This is a genomic window from Streptomyces sp. NPDC006259 (assembly GCF_042870975.1).
Classification (GTDB): domain Bacteria; phylum Actinomycetota; class Actinomycetes; order Streptomycetales; family Streptomycetaceae; genus Streptomyces.
Genome location: NZ_JBIAHY010000008.1, coordinates 66121 through 87683, shown reverse-complemented (window position 1 = coordinate 87683; position 21563 = coordinate 66121). Strand labels below are relative to the sequence as shown.

Annotated in this window: 18 protein-coding genes, 1 tRNA gene and 3 pseudogenes; 12 read left to right on the top strand and 10 right to left on the bottom strand. The window is 69.5% G+C overall.

Going from position 1 to position 21563, the window contains the following annotated elements:
* Positions 1 to 134: 134 nt before the first annotated feature.
* The 3 genes from ACFYO5_RS30145 to ACFYO5_RS30135 all read right to left on the bottom strand — a co-directional run bounded on the left by ACFYO5_RS30145 (position 135) and on the right by ACFYO5_RS30135 (position 5102).
* Positions 135 to 2861 carry a LuxR C-terminal-related transcriptional regulator gene (locus tag ACFYO5_RS30145; protein ID WP_388714708.1) on the bottom strand — a complete coding sequence of 909 codons (2727 nt, stop codon included), beginning with the start codon at positions 2859 to 2861 and terminating at the stop codon, positions 135 to 137.
* Positions 2862 to 3209: 348 nt separating this feature from the next.
* Positions 3210 to 4640: a DUF2252 domain-containing protein gene (locus tag ACFYO5_RS30140; RefSeq protein ID WP_388714705.1), complete on the bottom strand. Its 1431-nt coding sequence runs from the start codon at positions 4638 to 4640 to the stop codon at positions 3210 to 3212.
* A gap of 135 nt (positions 4641 to 4775) precedes the next feature.
* Positions 4776 to 5102, bottom strand: coding sequence for a carboxymuconolactone decarboxylase family protein (locus ACFYO5_RS30135; protein WP_388714702.1), 327 nt, complete (start codon positions 5100 to 5102; stop codon positions 4776 to 4778).
* A gap of 247 nt (positions 5103 to 5349) precedes the next feature.
* Between ACFYO5_RS30135 and ACFYO5_RS30130 the strand changes: the two genes are divergently transcribed.
* Together ACFYO5_RS30130 and ACFYO5_RS30125 are read left to right on the top strand one after the other, a co-directional pair.
* On the top strand, positions 5350 to 5718 hold the full coding sequence (locus tag ACFYO5_RS30130; RefSeq protein ID WP_388714699.1) for an amphi-Trp domain-containing protein: 369 nt from the start codon (positions 5350 to 5352) through the stop codon (positions 5716 to 5718).
* 289 nt (positions 5719 to 6007) lie between these two features.
* A complete protein-coding gene (locus ACFYO5_RS30125) occupies positions 6008 to 7345 on the top strand; it encodes a hypothetical protein (RefSeq protein ID WP_388714697.1) in 1338 nt (445 codons plus the stop codon).
* A gap of 103 nt (positions 7346 to 7448) precedes the next feature.
* On the opposite strand, the gene ACFYO5_RS30120 is transcribed toward ACFYO5_RS30125, so the two are convergent.
* Entirely contained in the window at positions 7449 to 7790 is a 342-nt protein-coding gene (locus tag ACFYO5_RS30120; RefSeq protein ID WP_388714694.1) for a hypothetical protein, read from the bottom strand.
* A 223-nt stretch (positions 7791 to 8013) separates the two neighbouring features.
* Here ACFYO5_RS30120 and ACFYO5_RS30115 point away from each other — a divergent pair, with 223 nt between their 5' ends.
* Both ACFYO5_RS30115 and ACFYO5_RS30110 read left to right on the top strand, forming a co-directional pair.
* Complete coding sequence (locus tag ACFYO5_RS30115) at positions 8014 to 8286, top strand: hypothetical protein (RefSeq protein WP_388714691.1); 273 nt, start codon at positions 8014 to 8016, stop codon at positions 8284 to 8286.
* The gene (locus ACFYO5_RS30110; RefSeq protein ID WP_388714688.1) at positions 8283 to 8711 is read left to right on the top strand and encodes a type II toxin-antitoxin system VapC family toxin; all 429 of its coding nucleotides are present in this window, start codon (positions 8283 to 8285) and stop codon (positions 8709 to 8711) included. Before ACFYO5_RS30115 ends, ACFYO5_RS30110 begins: the two co-directional genes overlap by 4 nt.
* Before the next feature lie 626 nt (positions 8712 to 9337).
* Here the strand turns inward: ACFYO5_RS30110 and ACFYO5_RS30105 are convergent.
* From ACFYO5_RS30105 to ACFYO5_RS30095, 3 genes and pseudogenes are all read right to left on the bottom strand, one after another.
* On the bottom strand, positions 9338 to 9649 hold the full coding sequence (locus tag ACFYO5_RS30105; protein WP_388714685.1) for a hypothetical protein: 312 nt from the start codon (positions 9647 to 9649) through the stop codon (positions 9338 to 9340).
* A gap of 741 nt (positions 9650 to 10390) precedes the next feature.
* A complete protein-coding gene (locus ACFYO5_RS30100; RefSeq protein WP_388714682.1) occupies positions 10391 to 10954 on the bottom strand; it encodes an AAA family ATPase in 564 nt (187 codons plus the stop codon).
* 163 nt (positions 10955 to 11117) lie between these two features.
* Positions 11118 to 11267, bottom strand: a pseudogene (locus ACFYO5_RS30095) (GntR family transcriptional regulator); the annotation flags it as partial.
* A gap of 237 nt (positions 11268 to 11504) precedes the next feature.
* On the opposite strand from ACFYO5_RS30095, the pseudogene ACFYO5_RS30090 reads away from it, so the two are divergent.
* The 7 genes and pseudogenes from ACFYO5_RS30090 to ACFYO5_RS30060 form a co-directional block, all read left to right on the top strand.
* Positions 11505 to 11710 (top strand): annotated as a pseudogene (locus ACFYO5_RS30090) (transposase); the annotation flags it as partial.
* Between the two features lie 76 nt (positions 11711 to 11786).
* Positions 11787 to 12857, top strand: a complete 1071-nt coding sequence (locus ACFYO5_RS30085; protein ID WP_388714679.1) for a tyrosine-type recombinase/integrase — start codon at positions 11787 to 11789, stop codon at positions 12855 to 12857.
* Between the two features lie 83 nt (positions 12858 to 12940).
* The gene (locus tag ACFYO5_RS30080) at positions 12941 to 13438 is read left to right on the top strand and encodes a hypothetical protein (protein WP_388714676.1); all 498 of its coding nucleotides are present in this window, start codon (positions 12941 to 12943) and stop codon (positions 13436 to 13438) included.
* 19 nt (positions 13439 to 13457) lie between these two features.
* Entirely contained in the window at positions 13458 to 15194 is a 1737-nt protein-coding gene (locus tag ACFYO5_RS30075; protein ID WP_388715278.1) for a tyrosine-type recombinase/integrase, read from the top strand.
* Positions 15195 to 15253: 59 nt separating this feature from the next.
* Complete coding sequence (locus ACFYO5_RS30070) at positions 15254 to 15742, top strand: hypothetical protein (RefSeq protein ID WP_388714673.1); 489 nt, start codon at positions 15254 to 15256, stop codon at positions 15740 to 15742.
* Between the two features lie 30 nt (positions 15743 to 15772).
* Positions 15773 to 15985: pseudogene (locus ACFYO5_RS30065) on the top strand (IS5/IS1182 family transposase); the annotation flags it as partial.
* On the top strand, positions 15979 to 17076 hold the full coding sequence (locus ACFYO5_RS30060) for a tyrosine-type recombinase/integrase (RefSeq protein WP_388715275.1): 1098 nt from the start codon (positions 15979 to 15981) through the stop codon (positions 17074 to 17076). The pseudogene ACFYO5_RS30065 and the gene ACFYO5_RS30060, both read left to right, overlap by 7 nt.
* A 74-nt stretch (positions 17077 to 17150) precedes the next feature.
* Here the strand turns inward: ACFYO5_RS30060 and ACFYO5_RS30055 are convergent.
* The 3 genes from ACFYO5_RS30055 to ACFYO5_RS30045 all read right to left on the bottom strand — a co-directional run bounded on the left by ACFYO5_RS30055 (position 17151) and on the right by ACFYO5_RS30045 (position 20386).
* Positions 17151 to 17226: transfer RNA gene (locus ACFYO5_RS30055), tRNA-Arg, on the bottom strand.
* A 60-nt stretch (positions 17227 to 17286) separates the two neighbouring features.
* The gene (locus ACFYO5_RS30050) at positions 17287 to 18867 is read right to left on the bottom strand and encodes a helix-turn-helix domain-containing protein (RefSeq protein ID WP_388714670.1); all 1581 of its coding nucleotides are present in this window, start codon (positions 18865 to 18867) and stop codon (positions 17287 to 17289) included.
* Between the two features lie 190 nt (positions 18868 to 19057).
* The gene (locus ACFYO5_RS30045; RefSeq protein ID WP_388714667.1) at positions 19058 to 20386 is read right to left on the bottom strand and encodes a M6 family metalloprotease domain-containing protein; all 1329 of its coding nucleotides are present in this window, start codon (positions 20384 to 20386) and stop codon (positions 19058 to 19060) included.
* 385 nt (positions 20387 to 20771) lie between these two features.
* Between ACFYO5_RS30045 and ACFYO5_RS30040 the strand changes: the two genes are divergently transcribed.
* Positions 20772 to 21419 (top strand): TetR/AcrR family transcriptional regulator, encoded by a 648-nt coding sequence (locus tag ACFYO5_RS30040; protein ID WP_388714664.1) that lies wholly within the window; start codon positions 20772 to 20774, stop codon positions 21417 to 21419.
* Positions 21420 to 21563 lie beyond the last annotated feature (144 nt).

Genomic DNA, 21563 nt, shown 5'->3' with positions numbered 1-21563 from the left:
CGGCGGCCGACACCCGCCCGCCGTTCCTCCCATGGCATCCGAAGCACGCGCTTCCCGCCTCACCCGCCACGGGGGAGGGCTGGACCCCGTGGTGTCCTGCCGAGGGGGCGCCGACCGTACTCACCGACGTGCGTTCACAGGAGCCCGAGGTCGCGCGCGCGGCGCACCGCGTCGTTTCGCCGGTTCACCGCCAGCTTCCGGTACACGCTCTTGAGGTGGGTTTTCACCGTGTTCACGGACACGTAGAGGTCGGCGGCGATCTCCTCCGTCGACCTCATCCGGGCCAGTCGCCCCAGGACCTCGCGCTCGCGTCCGCTCAGCTCCACCGCGACGGGCAGCGAGGGCGGGGGTTCCGGGCCGGGGCGCTCACCGCGTCGCGGCGGGCCGGGCGTGAGCCAGCCCGCCGCCAGTTCCCGCAGCGGAGCCGTGGCCAGAAGAGGCCCGATCCACGGTCCGGCATCGAGGAAGGGACGCCGCAGCCGCTCCCGCCGGGCGTCGAGGAGCGCCTGTGCCACGAGCCTGCGGGCGGTGGCGGTGTCTCCCGCCCGCTCCGCGGCCTGAGCCCTCACCAGCGCCGCCCTCACGGTCACCGCCGGACCCGTCCCGCTCCGGGTGTGGATGCTGTCGAGCAGGTCCATGGCCGCCTTGGGACGACCTGCGGCGAGCTGGATCGCCGCGGCCTCCACCGCACACGTCGGCTGGTCGCCCGACACGCCCTGGAGCATCTCGGCGGCTTCGTCCGGCCGCCCTTCGGCCAGGTGGACGGCGGACGCGACGAGCGCCTCATGGCCTGCCGCCCAAGGTGAGGCCACGGCGGCGGAGACGACCGGGTCCGCCGCCTCGACGGCGGCTCGTGTCCTGCCCCTGACCAACAGGAGGCGAGCTGTGGCAAGGGCTCGCCCCGCCGCCGGCACCGGATCCCGGGCGCCCGACGGGAGCCGGACCGTCTCGTCGAGGAGGGCCTGGGCCCGGTCCAGCTCATGGCGGTCGACGGCCACGGCGGCCAGGACCAGCCGCCCGAGGCCGGAGCCGGACGGCTGGGACAGGTCGAGCCGTTCCGTCTCGGACACCGCCGCCAGTGCCTTGCGCTCGGCCCGGCCGAGCCAGCCGTTCAGATAGTCGAGCAGGGCCAGGTGGCCCATCGACTCCTCCCGGGGCAGCAGGGTGGAGTCGCCGCCGGGGGTGCCGGCCACGAGGGTCAGCGCGGCGCGCGCCTCCTCGAAGCGCCCTGCCCACAGGCGCGCCGATCCCACATGGGTCAGCAGCAGAGCGGAGAGTTCGGGATGCTCCGCCAGGAGCTGCGCGGGGACCTCCCTCCGCAGCTCGTCGGCGGCTCGGGCGGCCTTCTCGGCCCGCGGGGAAGACCCGGTCAGCCGGGCGGCGAGGGCCTCGAGCAGCGCACAGCTCAGCTGGGCGGCCGCCTGGTCGGGCACCATGCCGGGCGAGGGTTCGGACGCTTCGAAGGCCAGACGCTCCTCCGCGTGGCGCAGGCGAGCCGCACCACGGTCGACGTCGCACCGGGCCAGGTCGCGGGCCGCCCGCACGAGGTCCGTGGCGGGACTCCCGGCTTCGGGCCCCATACGGGAGAACAACCGGGTCAGATCCTCGGAGCGCAGGCCGGTGAAGAGCTGGCCGATCGCCAGGTCGTCCACGAGCGCGCCGGCGGTGAAGTCCCAGTCGCCCGCCGCGGCGCCGTGGGCGAGCGTCTCCGGCAGGAATCCGGAACGACGCAGCCACCGCGCGGCCCGCCGATGGAGTTCCGGCTCCAGACCGGGCAGGCGCACGCGCAGATGGGCCCGGAGGATCTCACCGAACAGCGGGTGGAGGCGGTACCACGAGCGCCCGAGGTGCTCGACGAACGCGTTCGCGTGGTGCAGCTCGACGAGAAGGGGCTCGGCATCGGCCCGGCCGGTCAGCGCGTCGGCCAGGTCCGGGCAGAAACGCTCCAGGACGCTGACACGCAGCAGGAGGTCCTGTCTCTCCTCCGTCTGCCCGTTGAGGACCTCGGCCAGCAGGAAGTCCGCGATCGTACTCCGGTCCGCCTCGAACTCCTTCAGATACGCCTCCGGGTCGCCGCTCGTCCGGGCGGCCAGGGCGGAGAGGCGCAGGCCGGCGGCCCAGCCCCGGGTGCGGTCCACCAGGGCGCGGGCGGCGTGGACCGGAAGGCTCAGACCGTGCAGCTCCAGCAGCGCGACGGCCTCCTCGGGGGTGAAGGCCAGCTCGGCGGCGCGGATCTCCGTCAGCTCGCCGGCCGCGCGATAACGGTGCAGCGGAAGCAGCGGTTCGGTGCGGGTGACGAGGACGAGGTGCAGACCCCGACCGGCGTGGTGCAGCACGAACTCCAGTTGCTCGGCGACCTCGGCGGTCATGCGGTCGAACTCGTCGAGGACGAGGACCACGGGCCGACCGCGATCGTTCAGCTCGGCGGCGAGCACCGCCAGAAGCCTGCCGTCCGCCAGGGACGCGGCCGCCGGGAACCCCACCGGACCGGGCGGCAGCGCACCGCAGGCGCGCAGGGCCTGTACGACGTACGCCCAGAACACTCCGGGACGCCGGTCCCCCACCTCCACGGTGAGCCAGGCGACGGCCGGCCGCCGTCTGTCGGCCCAGTCGGCGGCCAGCAGGGTCTTGCCGGCCCCGGCCGCGCCGTTGAGCAGCGTCAGCGGTGTCCCGAGAGCCTGATCGAGATGGTCGACGAGCCGCTGCCGCCGCAGGAACGTGGCGGGCCTCGCCGGGAGGGCGAACCTGGTGCGCAGGAACGGGTTCCCCAGGGGATCGGCGAACGGAACGGCCGGAACGGCCGGAACGGCCGGAACGGCCGGTCCCTGAGCGTCTTCGTAGATCTCGGCCACGGCGCTCATCACCCCTGTCCGTCAGGGCCACGTCATGGGCGGCCCTCTCTCCCCAGCATGTCAGCGCTCCTGCCCGGGCGCGCGGCGCACCGGGATGCCGGCCCGCTGACCAGCCCTTGTGCCCTGCCGCAGGAGCACGGTGGTGGTCGGTCACCGTCTGGACACCGCCTCGACGAGGACGGCAGCTCACCGTCGACACACGGCCCCGACGAAGACGGCAGCTCACCACCGACACACGGCCCCGACGAGGACGGCAGATCACCGGTCGAAACACGGCCCCGACGAGGACGGCAGCGCGGTGCTCGTCAGCCCCGGGCCGAGTCGCTTCGCGGGGCGGGCCGGGCGCGCTGTTCCCCGTCAGGCCGCGGGCAGTTCCTCCGCGGGTAGTCGGCCCGCGCGTACCGCGTCGACCAGGGCCTGGTGGTCGCGCTCGTTCTGGTCGGCGTACGCCTCCGCGAAGGTGGCGAGTGCCCGGTCGAACGCCTCGCCGCGCCCCAGGTACGCGGCGATCGCGACGCGGTCGCCGGACCGCGCGTGCGCACGGGCCAGCGTGACCCCGCACAGTTCGCCGAACGCCCGCATGCCCTTCGGCCGCATCGTCTCCGGCATGGCGATGCCCTTCCAGTCGCGCAGCTGACGGACGTAGAAGTCGCGCTGTTCGCCGTCGATGCCGTCCACCCGTTCCCAGCCGAGGAAGATGTCGCTCGTGGCCTGCATCAGCCGCTGGCCCGCCACCACCCGCTCGCCCTGGTTGCGGTAGCGGCTGGGGCCGACGTGTGCGGCGAGTACGGAGGTGTCGGCTTCCTTGGCCTGGAGGAAGAGGGGGTCCTGGTTGTCCCGGCCGAGCAGGAGAAAGATCCAGCATCGGGTGCCGACGCTGCCGACGCCGACCACCTTGCGGGCGACGTCGGCCAGTACGTAGTCCGCCAGGAGCGTGCGTCGGTCGGAGGCCAGCGTGCTGCCGTACCGCTCGAGCAGGCCGCGGAACTGGCGCTCCAGGGCGCCGCGTTCGAGGTCCGGCAGCAGGTCGCCGGCCGGGATGAGCAGCGGAGGGTCCGCCGCGATCCTGGGGCGGCCGTCGACCGTCTCGGTCAGCTTGTCGAAAGCCTGCAGACTGTCGCGGGTACGGGCCTTCTCCAGGGCACGGGCCAGGTTCTTCCGACCCCGCTTGTGGAGCCGGTCCGCGGCCAGGGACTCGAGGAGGTCCGCGCCGATCTTCGCGTACCAGACGTCGAGGTTGCCGGTCTCCGCGAAGCGGATCATCGCCTCGCGGTACGAACGGACCGTGGCGCTCACGATGCGGGCGCGCTCGGCGTCGTCGAAGCCGTTCGCCCGGCCCGCGATGACGAGACTCGCCGACAGCCGCTTGACGTCCCACTCCCAGGGGCCCGGCAGCGTCTCGTCGAAGTCGTTGATGTCGAACACCAACTGCCTTTCCGGCGAGGCGAGCAGACGGAAGTTCAGCAGGTGGGCGTCTCCGCACAGTTGGGCGGTGAGTCCCGAGCGCGGACTGTCGGCCAGGTCGGACGCCATGATCGCGGCGGCGCCCCGGTAGAAACGGAACGGGGACTCCGTCATCCGGCCGTAGCGGATCGGGACGAGTTCGGGCACCCTCGCCGCGGACTGCGCCTCCAGGATCGACAGCGGATCGGGCCGGTCGGGAGACGGCTTGTACACGGCGTGGTCGGAGCGCGGCGAGCGGCGGCGCGCCTCCTTGCCGAGAGCGGCGCGCTCCTCGGGTGTGGTGCGAGGCGCGGCGCGCATCGCCGTGGTCGCGTTCTGGGACATCGAAGACCCTCCTGCCTGGCCCTGCGGCGGTGGGGACGCCCGGTGCCCGCCCGGCGCAGGGCACGTCGGACAGCAGGACTCCGTGGCCTGTCCGCCCGACGTGGCCGCACAGCGATGCCGGGTCGGCGGCCGCTCTCAGCCCTGGGACCCCATCTCGGTATCGGCGACGGCGATGGCGATGCCGAGTGCCGTGGCGATGTTGCCCGCTGCCGTCATGACGCGGGCGGTGCCCACGATGGGGGCGACGGCGACCAGGACGTCCTGCAGTTGTTCGGCGGTCAGGCCGGTCCTGAGGGCGGGGTCGATATGGGCCACGTAGGAGAGGGGCGGGGCGTCCGAGGCGGCGAGCGCCGCGATGCGCGTGAGGATGAGCATGTCCGGGGGCAGTCCGCAACGCTCCAGCGAGTCGACCGTCATGGCGGCGAGGGTGTCCAGGACAGGGGTTTCCGATGCAGTGGCCATGTCTCATGCCCTCCTGGTGGGTTTCGAGCCCGAGGGATGTACGAGGCGGGAGGAACCACGTTGCGCGAGCTCGGGAGTTCTCCTCAACCGTAGAACGCATCCGGCTTTCGCGCAGGGAGGCGGATGTTTCGCGGAGACCCCGGCCGCCCGGTCAGGCACCTCTTCGCCTGCCCATGAGGATGTCCGAACCGGCTCAATAGCACCAGAATGGTCTCTATCCACCCTTTGTTCCGGATCGGAGACGTCCATGAAGGACCTGAAGTTCCAGCAGAAGCGCTCGCTCTCACGTCTTGAGGCGGCTGACCAGCTCACGGCACTCGCGACCGCGCTGAGGGAGGGCGGGGAAGCCGAACTGGAACTCGGGCCCGGAACGCTGAGCCTGCGGATCCCCGACGACCTTCGCAGCGAGGTGGAGGTCGAGATCGGTGACGGCGAGATCGAGCTGGAGATCGAGTTCAGGTGGCCGACCGCATCGACCCGGACGGCGCCGTCGCGGACGGTCGCGGGCACGGAGAAGGTCACGGGGCGGAAGAACGCGGCCGCCAAGCCTGCGGGGAGCGGCACGGGCGCCAGCAGGAACAAGGGCATGAAGCGGTCCGCCACGAAAGCGCTCTGAGTGGTGCCGGAGACCTCGTGCTGACCGCCATGCCCTGATCGGCGCGCAGCCGGACCCCGTTGAGGGCCGGTCGGCGGATGGCGTTCGCGGACGAGCCCGTCACGGGTTTCTCCCACGGGTCTCTCCCACGGGTTTCTCCCCTCCGGCGCGCCCCTTCCTGGCACCTGCCGGCCGGGCCTGCCATTTCGGGGCGACCGAGTTTCGTCCGTACGGCCCACCTGGGCGGGCCGTCTCGCCGTGCAGCGGCGGAAATGGAGGCAGGCCAGTCCGCCAGAGCCCCGGAGACCCCATGACCAGCTTGCCCGACCCGCCCGAGCCCGCTGCCGTCCCGCGAGCGGGCGGGGATGAGACGAAGGGGAGCGGCCCCCAGCACGGCTCGGCGGCCACGCGGATCACGCGGAAGACGGCCTCCGCGGTACTCATCGTGCTCACCTGCATCCTCGTGCCGGTCGCACTTCTCACGGTCTGGGTGCACGACATCGCGCTGGACACCGACCGCTACGTGGAGACGGTCTCGCCACTGGCCTCGGATCCGGCGATCGAGGACGCGGCGGTCAAACGCATCACCCAGGCCGCGGATGTGCGGGTGGACGGCAGCCGGGCCGCCTCGGACATCGCCGCGTGGCTGCGGGCAGAGGGGCTGCCGGCACGCGCCGCGCAGGCGGTGAAGGGACTGGGCCCACAGCTCGATACCGCGGTCAACGACACGGTCGAGAAGGTGGCCTCCCGCTTCGTGCGGAGCGACCGCTTCGAGCGGATCTGGACGAACGCCAACCGGGCCGCCCACAACGCCGTCGTACACGCGCTCACCGGCGAGGGCCGCGGCGCCGTGGGGGTGGAAGGCGGGACGGTCACCCTCGACGTCGGGGAAGCCGTCGACCAGGTCAAACAGGCGCTCGTGGACGCCGGGCTCTCCCCGGCTGCCAAGATCCCCGAAGTCGACAGGCAGATGGTGCTCTTCCAGTCCGACGAGTTGGAGAAGGTCCGCAAGGGCGCCCATGCGCTGGATGTGATCGGGAACTGGCTTCCCGTGCTCGTGGTGGCGATCGGCGCGGCCGGCGTGCTGCTGGCGCACCGGCGCCGCCGCGCCCTGGCGCGAACGGCTCTCGGCGCGGCCTTCGCCTGCCTGGTCGTCGCCGTCGCCCTGGTCGTCGCCCGCCGCTACTACCTGGACCACCTCCCGCCCCAGATCCAGTCGGAAGCCGCCGCGGCAGCCGTCTTCGACACCCTGCTGCACTTCCTCAGGGTCAGCCTGCGCACGGCGATCGTGCTCGGTGTGGTCATCGCGCTGGGCGCCTACCTGATCGGCCCCGGACGACTCCCGCGCGCGATCCGAGGCACTTCCGAGCGCGCCGCAGGGTCCGCGGCCCAGTGGGCCTACGCCCACCAGGTCCGCACCGGCCCGGCGGGAACCTGGACCCAGGCCCACCGCCGGTCGATCGCCCTGGCCGCCCTGCTGATCGTGGCCCTGCTCTTCGCCCTCTGGAACCACCCGACGGCCCTGACCATCCTGCTGCTGGTCGTCATCCTCCTCGCCCTCCTCGCGCTGCTCGCCCTCCTCGCCGCGACCGGCCGCGCCACCGCCGAGGCCGAGCGGACGGCACAGCGGCCGGAGGGCGGCGAGTGAACGGTGCGTTGGTCCTCCGACGCCGAGGGGCGGCCCGTCGAGGCCTGCGACACGGTCAACGCCGCGGACGCGCACGTCCTGTCGTACCAGCTCCGGTGAGGTGCTAGGCGTCCGGTGTGAACATGTCGCCGATGTTGTTCCACATGAAGCCGTCGCGCCAGTCCGGCTTGCCGGTCGCCCAGCCGATGAGCGCCACCCGCACCTTCTCCCGCGAAACGGTCTGCGTCCGGTAATGCTCGGCCGGCACCCCGTCCCGGTACTCCAGCTGGTAGGTGTTGTTCTCGCGGAACAGGACCTGGATGTACCAGTCCCCTTCGAAATCCTCTGCCTGACGCTCCAGCACCATGTGCTCGTTGCCGCGTCGCAGGTTGGCGAGCATCGTCCCGATGGCCGGCTTCGAGGGGCGCTTCACCACGTGGCCCCCGCCGCTTGTCGCTATCAGCATGGCCGGATTCTGACGGACGGTACTGACAGCGGGGGCGGACGGCTCCTCACTGCCCAGGCGAGTAGACAGGGACGACTGCGCGCACCCTCCATGGCAAGACTCGCTCGGCGGCCAGGTTGACGGCTGCTCCGCTCTCGTCCCAAAGTTGTGAGCGGGCAGGCGGAAACCCGTAGCCTGAGGACCAGCAGCAGTACGCAGCCCGATGCATGCGGAGGGGATGCCGATGACCACAGCTCCGAGCGGTGTACCTCACATGCCGCGCCCGTCGTCGCATCCGCTGCGGACCATTCGTGACATCCGGGAGTCCCTGCCTGAGGACCAGCGTCGGCACTTCGACGCGGAACTCGCCGACACGGAGATCGAGGCTCTGCCCGAGATGCTTCACCGCTGGGTGGCGCTGAGTAACGACGGCTTCGAGGAATTCCTGCTCTCCCGGCCCTTCGAGGGTCTGGAATTCGGCGCCCGCTCCTACGATGGGCAGTCGGACGCCGAGTGATCTACCTGTTCGACACGAATGTCGTCGCCGAGCTCACGACCCGGGTGAAGCCGGACCCGCGCGTCCTGACCTGGTTCCGGTCCACGGCCCGCCCCAACCGCTTCCTGAGCGTGATCACCGTGGCCGAGATCGAGGCCGGCGTTGCCGCCGCCCCGGATCCCGTAAGGCAAGCCCGCTACGCACAAGCCCTCGCTGCGGTACGGCACGAATTCCGTGACCGCATCGCACCGATCGGCGAACCGGAGGCGGCCGCCTACCTCACCATGCACAAGGCGCTCAAGGCCGCCGGCACCAGCATCGACCCACCGGACGCCCTGATCGCCGCCACTGCCTTGGCCAACGGCTGGACGGTTGCCACACGCAACATCAAGCACTTGGCCCGAACCGGCGCTCTGGTGGTCAATCCGTGGGACCAGCGACTGTAGGTGGCCGCGGCGTCGGTGCCGTATATGTGCTGTCACCGCAGAGGCTCTTCCGTCCGACGGACGGAAGAGCCTCCGACCAGGTGCTCTCTGTGCCCCGGCAGGATTCGAACCTGCGACACCCGCTTTAGGAGTTCCGGCCGCAGACTCCTCGGCTCGGACGCTGCTCGGCCATGGCGGCTTGCTCGGTGCTGAGTCGTCTATCCGAGTACGGCTTTGTCCACGCACGTTGCCGTCAGTCGGTGCCGTCAGACCCGCTCATTACGAGCTGTCCGGGCTGGTTCCGTGGCTCCCACGGGTCGGAGGGGGTCTACCTCCACGTGGCGGCATCAGGATTCGAACCTGGGAAGACGAGCCAGCAGATTTACAGCGGGCTCAGGTTACCCTGCGTGACCTGCGGTTTCTGCCCGTCAGTCCAACACTGGGAACACCTGGGGGAAACGGTCAGGTCCGCTCATCGTGGTTAGCCATGCCCTTGACCTACTGTCGTCAGCGGTAGCGGCGGACTAACTCCACATCGATCCTCAGACCGTCGTCGATCACGACGGCGTCGAGCATCACATGGTAGCGGTACGTCATTCGCAATTCGTAGGTGCGAGTTATTGCGAATTTGCCGGACACTCGGAACCTCAGTGGCCGGGACCGGGCCAATTCTTACTCGATGCATAACGAGTAATCTCGCTAGCAGTCATAGCCTGCTGGATCGACTTCGTTGCGATGTCTGCCTGCAGGGCCATGAACGCGCTCTCCTCCTGTGCCTTATACATCTGCTGCACAGCCGTTCGGGTAGGCAGGTCGGCAATGTAGGCCCTGGATTTATTGATGTGCCACGACAAGGGGTGGAGAGCGGCCGACGCAGGAGCCGCAGCCAAAACAGCTATCGCAAAGGCGGACAATCCGACGGAAAATCCGACAGATAGAGTTTTCGCCCGCTTCTTCATCGAACGCCTCCAAGCGTGAAAGTGCATAGTGATGCCTATGCTGGACCTACGCATCATTGCACGGCTAACCGCTCTGTTCGTGTTGAATATCGGCCAATCGGTCACGTGGAATCCAGCCACGACCGAAGGGTTTCAGCCTTGTTGCCCCATCGGAAGAATCGGGGCCTGACGCTTTTCATGCCCGGGAGGGAAGCCACGACTTCTCGGACGCCCGAATAAATTCTAGCTTTGGCTCTTAAAAATTCGCATCAAACCAACCATTCCACTGCTCTTCCCTTCCGGCGGACCCGGACAATCGCTCGAATAATGCATCGCTTGAACCGGTTCAAGGCGGTGATACGGGCACGTTGGGGTGATCTCGTCATCGTGCATTGATCCACCGCAGGGCGCTTTAGGGCAGATGCAGCCTGGGCCGGCCGCATGATCCACTCCGGGAACGGTATTGTGCACAATTTCATTCTTCAATTTCTTCCGTCCTGTATAGGCTCGCGGAATGGGTACCTGCATGTGAGGTTCAGTTTGGCTGACTAGGACTGAAATGCATCAATCAAAATGATGACTTTGGGGTATTGCAGCACCCTGACGTCGTGCACGACAGTGTTCGCCGCCATGATGCTTGTGAGCCCTGTCTATTGCGTGCGTGCGCCGCGCTCCACCACGTCACCGGGCCAGCGTAGAGGCTGCGGTCTATCTCGTGAAGGACGTTGACTCCGGTATAGGACAAAGTGGGATCGACCCTCCTCACTGTTTGCAGTCGTCATCGCGCGCTGGATCCTTGGGCCTCTGTGTCTGGCCGCTAGTGGTGAGGGGCATCCAAGAGCGCGAACACTTCCGCGGGGTCACCTTCGTACAGCAGGTGCGGTTCTCTGCCTCAAGGGGGATGAACCGGCTTCGATACCGCTGGAGGTCACTCTCGGAGAAGTAGATCGAGTTGGGATCAGCTTCATGCCGAGCATTCCGCCGACTCACACGCGACCAAAGCTCCTCGTGACTGGCCTCAAGATAAACCAGCACCGTGGTTGCACCTGCATCGGTTGCGATCTTTCGCCATCGAGCACGGTCGTCCGGGGTCCAGAAGCCGTGGTCGACGACAACGTCTCGCCCGGCCTGGAGTTGCTGTCGGAACTCGACGGAGATCTCTTCGAGGACGGGCCGCTCAAGGGCAGGGAAGACGCCGCGCGGGAAGTCCACCCCATAAACGCCATGCCGGCGGAACATCTCTTCATCCGGGCACAGCCGTACGAACCCGTGAGCCGTTAGAGCGCGGGACAACGTCGTCTTGCCAGACCCGGGGAGCCCGGCCATCAGGACACAGAACGGGGGCGTGGGGGCATCGGTCTCGTCATGGTTCGGGAGATGGCGGCCATCTCTGCTTCGGCGTCAGGCGCGATTGTGCCAGCCCTGCGAGCCGCAAGCAGGGCGTCCAGTCGGTCTTCGAGCACACTCGCAAGCGTGTCATCCACGACCGTCACGGGGAGACCTCCGATTCCGTGCGCCATGTCCGGCCGGGCCCTCCGAGGTCCACGCCGTACTCCAGGATGTTGCCCTCGCTGTCGACGAACTTGGCCGTCATCACAACTACTGGTTCCACCGGCAGGTTGTCAGGATCCAGCTCTAAGAAGTCGTTTTCACCTGCCCTGCCCGCTTATCGATGGACTCTCGAAGTGCTGGGTTGCGGTGCAGGTGAGGTTGTGGAGGCGGCCGCCGATGCCTGCGGGGCGGGTGGAGTTGCGGATGGGGTGAAAGGCTACGCACTTCTGTCTCATCCCAGAATGCCCGGTCTCCGCGGTCGTGTGCTTCTGTCGTCATCGCTGTGCGCCTGGGCGCACTCGCTCCGGCGCGGTACGCCGGAAGCATGCCGAAGCGACGTCCGTATCCAAGTGATCTGTCCGATGCACGCTGGAGTTGATCGAGCCAGTCCTGGCTGCGTGGCGTTTCGAGCGCCGTGGCAGGGCCCTGGATTTCGGCCGGCCGCCCGAGCACGACCTGCGCGACATCATGGACGCGATCTTGTACGTGGACCGCACCGGGGTCCAGTGGCGCTATCTTCCGCACGACTTCCTATTAATTACGTGGAATCACGCGCCGCAGGATGAAGTTCGTATCCTGCGGCGTCCCCACGTACTGAGGAGTTCCGTTGGGCAGCGCGATGGTGCTGGAGGAGAAGTGGCCGGTCCTGGGCCGGCATGAGCGGGCGGCCGAGTGGCTGCAAGTGTGGACGGATCTCGGGCGGGCACCCCGGACGATCGACGCGTACGCGCGGGGACTGGCCGAGTATCTGCTGGTCTGCGAGCGGGACGGGGTCGACCCCGTTGCCGCGAAGCGTCTGCACGTGGCGGCGTTCGTGAAGGAGCTGAGCACGCGGCCGAGCCGACGAGGAGGCAACGTCGTCGTTCTGGACTCCGGGGCCGGTCTGGCGAACGCAACGCTGCAGCAGCGGCTGGTGCCGGTTCGACTGTTCTACGACTACCTCATCGAGGAAGGCCTGCGGGAGTCGAACCCGGTCGGCCGCGGTCGTTACACGCCCGGCCGGAATTTCGGAGGCCACCAGCGGGGGCTGGTGCCCCGGCTTACGAAGCTGCCGTGGATCCCGGGCGAACAGCAGTGGCTCGACCTACTGGCTGTCGCGCGTGACGAGCCTGTACGCAACCGGGTCATGCTTGCTCTCGCCTACGACGCGGCCTTGCGGCGGGAGGAGCTGTGCTCCCTGCGGACTGATGATCTCGACCCCGCCCACCGGACCCTCCGAATCCGGGCCGAGACGACGAAGACCCGGCGCGAACGCGTCGTCCCCTACTCGGCGGCGACCGGCGTCCTCCTGTCCGACTACCTCAAGCATCGGGCCACGATCAGCCGGGCCCGCGGGCCGCTGTTCTTGTCCGAGTCCCGCCGCAACTACGGCCAGCCGCTGACCCTGTGGACCTGGTCGAAGGTGATCCGGCGCGTCGCGCTCGCCGCCGACCTGCCGCGATTCTCGACCCACACCACGCGGCATCTGTGCTTGACGGACCTGGCCAGGATGGATTGGGAACTGCACGCAATCGCCTCCTTCGCCGGACACCGCAACACCGAGTCGACGCTGACCTACATCCATCTCTCGGGCCGCGACCTGGCCGAGAAGCTGAACCGGGGTATGCAGCAGATCCATTCCTGGCGCGTGGACATGCTGACCCGAGGCGCCCATGCCTCTGCGGCGGTCTCCGAGTGACCGCCAAACCGAGAACGGCGGGCCGGACAAGCCGCCCGACCTGGGCATCGCCCATCGACCTTGCACGCTATGACCGTCGCGGATTGCTCACTGAGGCTGAGGCAGAAGCACTCCTCGCACTCGGCGTCGACCAGCTCCGGCGAGACGGCCTCAGCCTCGATGCGGGGTCTCTTCGGCCGATCGCGCGGTTGGTGCGGCCGTTGGCGGACGCTCTCGCCAGCTTGCACGGGCCGCCGGACGACCGACACCAGCAGCGGTTCGCACGGGACGCGGCCGGTCTGGTGCTGATCCGCTGCGGCAAGCTTCGCCGGGCCTTCTGGGGCTGGTCAACAGATGACTGGGTGGACATTATCGACACCAGCGCCGCCGACTTCCGACGCTCGTGGGGAGGCCAGATCGGCCCCAATGCCCGGCCGTTCGTGCTGGCTCTTGCCTTCCTGCTCGCCGAGTTCACCGCCTTCGATCGGCTCGGTCGCTTCCAGCGGCCGGCCCTGGCCAGTCGGGTGTTCGGGGCCGGTCCCCGTAGACGATGCCGTCCGTCGGATCTGCACAGTTCTGGCCGACTGGGGCTATCGTCGTGACGCCGACAAGTTGGCTGCCGTGATCTGCCAGACGCTGCTGCTGAACCGAAGTCCGCTGCTGGAGGACCTGTCCACCGAGGCCCTGGCCGCGCTGCGCGTTCACCCGGCGATGAGCGGACAGTGGGGCAAGGACTTCTACGGCCTCCAGCGGGCGATCGCGGCACTCGGCCACGCGGACCCGCCACCCTCACGGCACGCGCCCGGACCGACTGCGATGGAGGGCGTCTCAGCGGCCTGGGCGGCTTCGGTCGAGCACTGGTACGCGACATCGACGCTGACTCCGAAGATCCGCAGCGGCTACCGCAGCGTGCTCGCCAAGATCGGTCGCTGGCTGGCCGCCGAACACGCCGAGATCACCGAGCCCGGCCAGTGGACCCGCCAGACGTGCGCGTCCTGGGTCGCGGCCGTGGACCGGATGAGCGTCGGAGACTTTTCCCAGTGGACCCACGGCATGCGATCGCAGAACCGCCTGGGCAAACCGCTCACGCCGCAGGCGAAGTCCGGCTATCTCAAAGTGCCCCGTGCCTTCTTCCGTGACCTGCACGAATGGGAAGTGATCCCGCGCCGGTTCGACCCCGCCCATGCCCTGAGAACACCACGAAGCGTTCGCGCTCTGATGGGCCCGGACCCGCGGGTGATCGCCGATGACATCTGGGCCAAGCTGCTCTGGGCGGGCCTGAACCTCGAGCCCGGCGACCTGCCGACCACAGACGGCCGCACCTACCCGGTCGAGCTCATCCGGGCAATCACACTGACCTGGCTGTTTGCCGGTCAACGCAGCGACGAGATCGCCCGCCTCCGGGTGGGCTGCATCCGCTGGCAGCACGACGGCCTGCCCATCCCCGGCGACTCCGGAGAGGTCCTCGCTCGCGACGCCGTCTGCCTGCTGGATGTCCCGACACACAAGACAGGTACCGCGTTCACCAAACCCGTCGATCCACTCCTGGGCCAGGCCATCGAAGCATGGCAGGCCGTCAGACCCGCTCAGCCGCCGATGCTCGACCGCAAGACAAACGAGTACGCCGACTTCTTGTTCGCCCACCGCGCCCGCCGGGTCGCCAAGCATTACATCAACACGGCGATCATCCCGATGCTCTGCCGCAAGGCCGGCGTCCCCAACTCCGACGTCCGCGGCAACATCACCAGTCACCGGGCCCGGTCCACGATCGCGAGCCAGCTCTACAACGCCAAGGAGCCCATGACCCTCTTTGAGCTGCAGGAATGGCTGGGCCACCGGACTCCCGAGGCGACCACGCACTACGCGAAGCTCACTCCGAACACCCTGGCCAGGGCCTACAACGACGCCGGCTACTTCGCTAGGAACGTACGCACCATCGAAGTCCTCGTCGACCGCGACGCGGTCACCTCCGGCGCCGCCGCCAGCGGCGAGCCCTGGCAGTACTACGACCTCGGCCACGGCTGGTGCACCTACACCTTCTTCGAGCAGTGCCAGCACCGCATGGCCTGCGCACGCTGCGACTTCTACACCCCGAAAGGATCCAGCAAGGGCCAACTGCTGGAGGCGAAAGACAACCTGCAGAAGATGCTGGCCAATATCCCGCTCACCGACGATGAACGCGCCGCCGTCGATGACGGGCAGACCGCCCTCGACAAGCTCCTCCAACGACTCGCCGACGTTCCTACCCCCGCAGGGCCGACACCGAGCCAGATCGGCGCACCCGCGACTGCGACACTGCTGCCGGTCATCGACCTCACCACCCGCACCCGATCGTGCCGACCCGGTGAGGCGTGCTGAGGACTCCTCGGGCATTATCCAGGTGTGAGCTGGCACGAGGAGATGCCAGAGTCACCATCGTGACCTTGATGAACGTGCTCGTCGACTTCGCCCGGACCGGCCGTATCGGCCCGCTTCACTGCGGCATGCCGCTGGCCGAGGCCGAGGATCTCCTGGGGCCAGGACGCCCGCACCCAGCCATCCGGATGAGGCCGGACATCGACGGCTACCCCTACGCCTGGAACGGCCTGGAGCTGGTTGTCACCCAACGCGTCGTAAGCGGAATCGATATCAGGCTTCGGCCGGGCTCGACGACCAAGTTGCCGCCCCTGGTCTTGCCAGACTCAGAGTCCCACCCGTCCACGGTGCTCCGAGAAGACCTGATCGCCAGCCTTGACGCCGTCGATTGCCGCCACGAGGTCAACGACCGCCTCACGTTCGGAGAGCAGTCCAGCATCCTGACCCAACCCGCGAACGTCTGCGCGGTGTTCTTCGCGCCTGGCCGTGACGACCACGTGCCCCATCACGAGCGCCTCTACCTGGGCGTGATCTATACGCACACCGCTTGACATCTTTGATTCCACAGAACGCACTGGAACACCGTTTACGGCTACTTCGCCAAATGGGCCGACGAGGGCGTGTTCGCCCAGCTCAACGGCCTGCTCCGGCAGCTTCTACGAGAGAAGGAAGGCAGGGACGCCGAGCCGACGGCCTGCGTGATCGACGCCCAGAGCGTCAAGACCTCCACCAGCGTCCCCGCCGCAGGCCAGGGCATCGACGCGGGGAAGAAGATCGTCGGCAGGGCATCTGGCAGCGCAAGGCCGGACGTTACGAAGCGCGCGTCTACGTTCCCCAGCCTGACGGCACCTGCAAGCGCAAGACCGTCTATGGCGCCACGTGGGAGGAGTGCGACACCAAACGTCAGGAGTTGGTCCTGCGCGACCGCCAGGGCATCCCGACGCCCACCCGGTCCGCGAAGCTTTCCGAGTGGCTGCCGTACTGGCTGGAGCACTACGTCGAACCGCGCCGCAAGCACAGCACGTACGACAAGTACGAGGTGCAGGTGCGGCTCGACCTCGTGCCCCTGTTGGGCACGAGGCGGCTGGAGACGCTGAGCGTTGCGGACGTGCGCCGCTTCATCACCCGCGTGCAGAACGCCCACACGGCTGCGACGGCGAAGGAGGCGCACCGGGTGCTGCGCACGGCCCTGACAGCGGCGGTACGCGAGGAGCTGATCACGCGGAACGTGGCGTCGTTGGTGGACAAGCAGCGGGAGATCCGGCCCTGGTCGCTGGAGGAGACGCTGGGCTTCCTCGAGGCGGCGCGGAGCGATCCGCTGTACGCGGCGTTCGTGCTGGCGATTGCCATGGGGCTGCGGCGCGGCGAGCTGGGGGGCCTGCGCTGGTCCGATGTGGACTTGGACAACCGCTTCGTGCACGTCCGCCAACAGACGCAGCGCCGCAGGGGAACGCTGTACGACGACGATCCCAAGAGCCGTCGCATCCGCGTGGTGCCGATGCCCGCGCTGTGCCTCGCACCGCTGCGGTGGCACCGGCTGCGGCAGCGCGAGACGTACGCGCGCACGGGCGTCACCTGGTCCGAGACCGGCTACGTCTTCGCCACGCGCAACGGCCGGCCGGTGGAGCCGCGGAACGTCTACCGGTCCTTCACGCGGGTCGCGGCTGACGCGGGGCTGCGGGTGGTCCGGCTGCACGACGCGCGGCATGGCTGCGCCACGCTGCTGACGGCGGCCGGCGTCGCGCCACGGGTCATCATGGAGATCCTCGGCCACAGCCAGATCAGCATCACGATGGACGTCCACACGCACGTCGTCCACGACACCCGGCGGGAGGCGATCAGCCACGTGGACCGGCTGCTCAAGCGCCGTCTGCCCGCCGCCTGAGAGGCGACTGCCGTCAACCACTACCGTCAAAGGCCCTTCACCTACGGAAATCCGGAGGTGAAGGGCCTTTGACCTGGTGCCCCCGGCAGGATTCGAACCTGCGACACCCGCTTTAGGAGAGCGGTGCTCTATCCCCTGAGCTACGAAGGCGTGGGCCCACCTGTGTGGGTCCAGGCGTCAGCGTACCGGAATCGGTTGGGGGTGTGGGGGTCAGGTCGGGGGGACGGGGGTGAAGCGGGAGGCTGTGTGGAGGTCGGCTTCGATGTGGGCGGCTGTGGTGGTCAGGGCGGGGAGGAGGGTGTCGAGGCAGTCCTCGGCGGTGCGGCGGGCGGTGTGGGTGGAGGTGGTGAGGGCGGCGACCGTGCGGCCGGTGCGGTCGTGGACGGGGACGGCGAGGGTGCGGACGCCCTGTTCCCACTCCTCGTCGCCCAGGGCGTGGTCGTGGTCGGCCAGGAGGACGCGGCCCACCGCTGTGGCGGTCGTGGCCGGGAGCCGTGTGCCGATGCCGATGTCGACGCGCATGACGTGGCGGGCGGTCACGCGGGCCGTGTACTGGATCTCGGTGCCCGTTTCCGTGGGGGCGGCGAGGTAGGTCGTTTCCTGGATGCGGTCCGTCAGGGCCCGTAGGTGGGGTTCCGCGAGGCGGGGGAGGGAGGTCCCGGAGAGCGGGGGGAAGCCGACGCCGAGGACTCGGGGGGTGAGGGCGAACGTGCGGTCGGTGGCGGTCCGGGTCACCAGGTCCAGGTGTTCGTAGGTGATCAGGGCTCTGCGGGCCGTCGCCCTCGCCAGGCCCGTCGCCTGCGCCACCTCGGTCAGGGTCAGGGCCGCCCGTCCTTCCCCGAAGGCGGTGAGGACGGTCAGGCCGCGGGCCAGGGACTCGACGAACTCGCGGCCCAGTTCCTGCTTCGACACGCCCGTCCAGGCGGCCAGGCCTCCGGGCGGCGGTCCCGGTTCGGCGGGCGGGGCCTGGCGCAGGTCCTCCTCCATCGCCGCGACGGCCGTACGGAGCCGGGGGAGGAGGGTGTCGTGCAGGTCGGCCGCCGTGTGCCGGCTGGTGTGGCTGACGACGTTGGCGACGCAGGCCAGGCGTCCCGTGCGGGGGTCCCGTACGGGCGCGGAGACCGCCACCAGGCCCGGCTCGATCAGCTGGTCGTCCAGGGACCAGCGGTCCGTCGCCGCCCGCTCGGTCCGGCGTACGAACGCGTCGTCCGGGCCGGTGTGCCGGGCCGGGGGCACGGCCGGGAAGGCGCGGTCCTGCGGGTCCGTCGACCGGCGGGTCCGCCAGCGGGACCAGTCCGCGTCGGTCCACTCGGTGGCGAACAGCGGTCCGGGGGCGGTGCGTTCGGCCGGGAGCAGGTCACCGATGCGGAAGCTGAGGGACATCGCGCGGCGGCGGGTCGCCTGGTGGATGAAGCGGATCCCGTCGCGGTCGGCGACCGCCAGGGACACCGACTCGTCGAGTTCGTCGGCGAGGGCATCGGCTCGCGGGCCGAGGAGGGCGGGCAGGCGCAGCGCGGCGAGGTAGGCGTTGCCGAGTTCCATCACGCGCGGGGTCAGGACCGCCTCCCGGCCCTCCAGGCGGACGTACCCCATGCGGGCCAGGGTCGCCACGATCCGGTCGACCGTGGAGCGGGCCAGTCCGGTGGCGTGTTCCAGGGCGCTCGCGCTCATCGTGCCGCCCGCCGCCGTCAGCTCCTCCAGCACGGCGATCCCGCGGATGAGCGGCGTGACCGCCTCCTCCGGTACCTGGCTGTCCGGGGCGGCGGCGGTCGGGGTCGTCCTGGCGGGCATCGTCTCTCCGGTACGGCGGTCGCGGCAGGCCGCCTACGGTAGTCGCGGCCCCGCCGGTCCCACGGCCGCCCGCGCCCCCGCCGGCCCCACGGCCACCTGAGGCCGCCGGTCCCACGGCCCCCCCCCCGGGCCCGCCGGTCCCACGGCCCCCCGTGGCAGGCCGGCCCCACGGCCCCCCGGGGCCCGCCGGCTATTCGCGGGTGATCCGCACCCGGTACTCGCCCTTCAGGTCGGCCGACACCACCGAGATGCGCACCCCTCGCGCCGTGTCCCGGAACGTCTCGCCCGGCACGAGCGGCGCGTCCGACAGCTCGGCGTGGACGTTCGGGCTTCGGGTGCAGCCGCCGCTGTCGCGCGTGGAGTCGTGGACCGTGACCGGGCCCATGCCGGTTTCGATGTTCGCGTCGACCTTGTAGACGAGGACGCCGGGACGGCACACCGCCTCGTCGTTGCCGCCGCGGGTGCGTAGTTCGACGGCGTATCCGAGGCGGCTGTCGAGGGGGACGAAGACCAGCTTGGGGCCGCCCCGCTCGGAGAGGGGGGTGAGGACGTGCTCGCTGGTGCCGGAGGCGGACGCGCAGCCGATCTGGTCGGCGTCCAGCCAGCCCAGCTTCCATTTGTGCCAACCGAGGAAGTCGTTGTTGGCGCCCCAGTCCTCGCTCATGATGTCCCAGTGGCCGACCGCGCCGCCGCCCTCCTGGGTGTAGAGGTCGGGCAGGCCGAAGACGTGGCCGTTCTCGTGCGGCAGGACGCGGTAGCCGGTGCGGTCGTAGGAGCCGGAGCCGTCGTCCTGGCGGGAGTAGACGAAGGACGCGTTCGCGACGGGGACGCCGTCGGCGACCGGGGCCTCCTGGTTGCCGGCGAACGTCACCGACAGGACGGTGTCCAGCGCTGAGGGGCCCGCGTTCGGGGTGACCAGCACGTTCAGGAGGTCGTACGCACGGAAGTCGACGACCGGGTCGGCGGCGGCCACGATGTCCTGGACCAGTTCGCGGTAGCCGGGGTCGAAGGGCGCGCCGCGTTCTATGCCGTACGCCTTGAACGGCTTGGGCATGCGCAGCCAGTTCGGGACGGGGGTCTCGGCGCGGTAGTCGAGACGGCCGTAGGAGGCGGTGCGGAACCAGTCCCGGGTCTGCGGGAAGAACTCGTGGAAGCGGTCACGTGCCTTGCCGCGGCCGCGTGCGTCCGAGAAGTCGATCATCAGGGTCAGGGCGCGGACGGTGCCGGTGGAGCGGGCGTAGCCGCCGGTCGTGGGGACGCCCTCGGACATCTGGACGGCGGAGCCGGCGGTGATCAGGCAGGGGGAGAGGGCGGCGGAGCGGGCCAGCGAGATCGGGCCGGCGCCTGCCCGGGTAGGGCGCGCCGAGAGGTGACCGGTGCCGGCCGAGGTGCTGACCGCGAAGGTCAGCGCGGTCACACAGACGAGGCCGGCCGTACGGCGCCGACGTATGCGTCGGCGGAGCGGCTCCGTGGGCATGCCGTGGTGGCCTGCCCCAGGTCGCTCAGGCTGCGGCTGCATGCAGGAACCCTTCGCGCCAGGCAGCCACCGGTCACCGGCTGCACCCTTTCGAACACCCTGATCGGGCGGGGGCGGGGGCGCGCGCTGAAGCGGCCGATCGTGGGTTACCGGGCGGTAGGGGACGGGTCGGCTTGCCTGTGACCCAGGTCACGTCAAAAGAATCGCCGTCCCGGAAATAACCGGGGACCGTCTCCCCGTTTAGCCATGTGTCCGACGGAAACGGGGATCACTTCCCCGGATCGCTCAGGACGCCAGCACCACCGGCACCAGAAGCACCACGTACCCGAAACATCAGAAGCACCAGTAAAAGCACTTCCCGCAAGCACCACCATCACCACCAGCACCACACCGCACCACCGTCACGCATCGACCAGAGGAGTACGCCGTGCAGACCGCCACCGCCCCCGCGCAGCGCAAGGTGTCCCGGCCGCGCGCCGACGCCCTGCGCAACCGGGAGCGGATCGTCACCGCCGCCCGCGAGATGTTCGTCGAACTCGGCCCCGAGGTGCCGCTGGACGACATCGCCCGCCGGGCCGGTGTCGGCAATGCCACGGTGTACCGCAACTTCCCCGACCGGGAGGCGCTCGTTCGCGAGGTCGTCTGCTCCGTCATGGACCGCACGGCTCAGGCGGCCGCCCAGGCGCTCGCCGAGACGGGCGACGCCTTCGGCGCGCTGGAGCGCTTCGTGCACGTGGCCGCCGATGAACGCATCAGCGCGCTCTGCCCGATGATGGCCAGCACGTTCGACGAGAACCATCCGGATCTCCTGGCGGCCCGCATGCGGGTCGAGCAGCTCGTCGAGGAGGTCATGGAGCGCGCCCGGCAGGCCGGGCAGCTTCGTGGCGACGTCGGTTTCGGTGACCTGATGGTCGCCGTCGCCCAGCTCAGCCGGCCCCCGGCGGGCACCGTCTGCCTTAACGCCGACCGCTTTCTCCACCGCCATCTCCAACTGTTCCTGGACGGACTGCGGGCCCCGGCCCGGTCGGTCCTGCCGGGTACGGCCGTGACCATGGAGGACCTGCGCCAGGCCTGAGCCATCGCAAGGGCACCACAAGGCGCGACAAGCCATCGAAGGTCACCGCAGGCCACCGCAGGAACTCCGAGCACCACCAGCCACTACGAGCCACCGCAAAGCACAACGAGCACCGCAAGCACCGCAAGCACAACGACCCGCCGC

Bases quoted from the DNA above. Each gene is read 5' to 3' on its own strand.
- ACFYO5_RS30145 (WP_388714708.1), bottom strand. From the start codon at position 2,861: ATGAGCGCCGTGGCCGAGATCTACGAAGACGCTCAGGGACCGGCCGTT.
- ACFYO5_RS30140 (WP_388714705.1), bottom strand. From the start codon at position 4,640: ATGTCCCAGAACGCGACCACGGCGATGCGCGCCGCGCCTCGCACCACA.
- ACFYO5_RS30135 (WP_388714702.1), bottom strand. From the start codon at position 5,102: ATGGCCACTGCATCGGAAACCCCTGTCCTGGACACCCTCGCCGCCATG.
- ACFYO5_RS30130 (WP_388714699.1), top strand. From the start codon at position 5,350: ATGAAGGACCTGAAGTTCCAGCAGAAGCGCTCGCTCTCACGTCTTGAG.
- ACFYO5_RS30125 (WP_388714697.1), top strand. From the start codon at position 6,008: ATGACCAGCTTGCCCGACCCGCCCGAGCCCGCTGCCGTCCCGCGAGCG.
- ACFYO5_RS30120 (WP_388714694.1), bottom strand. From the start codon at position 7,790: ATGCTGATAGCGACAAGCGGCGGGGGCCACGTGGTGAAGCGCCCCTCG.
- ACFYO5_RS30115 (WP_388714691.1), top strand. From the start codon at position 8,014: ATGACCACAGCTCCGAGCGGTGTACCTCACATGCCGCGCCCGTCGTCG.
- ACFYO5_RS30105 (WP_388714685.1), bottom strand. From the start codon at position 9,649: ATGAAGAAGCGGGCGAAAACTCTATCTGTCGGATTTTCCGTCGGATTG.
- ACFYO5_RS30100 (WP_388714682.1), bottom strand. From the start codon at position 10,954: ATGGCCGGGCTCCCCGGGTCTGGCAAGACGACGTTGTCCCGCGCTCTA.
- ACFYO5_RS30050 (WP_388714670.1), bottom strand. From the start codon at position 18,867: ATGCCCGCCAGGACGACCCCGACCGCCGCCGCCCCGGACAGCCAGGTA.
- ACFYO5_RS30045 (WP_388714667.1), bottom strand. From the start codon at position 20,386: ATGCAGCCGCAGCCTGAGCGACCTGGGGCAGGCCACCACGGCATGCCC.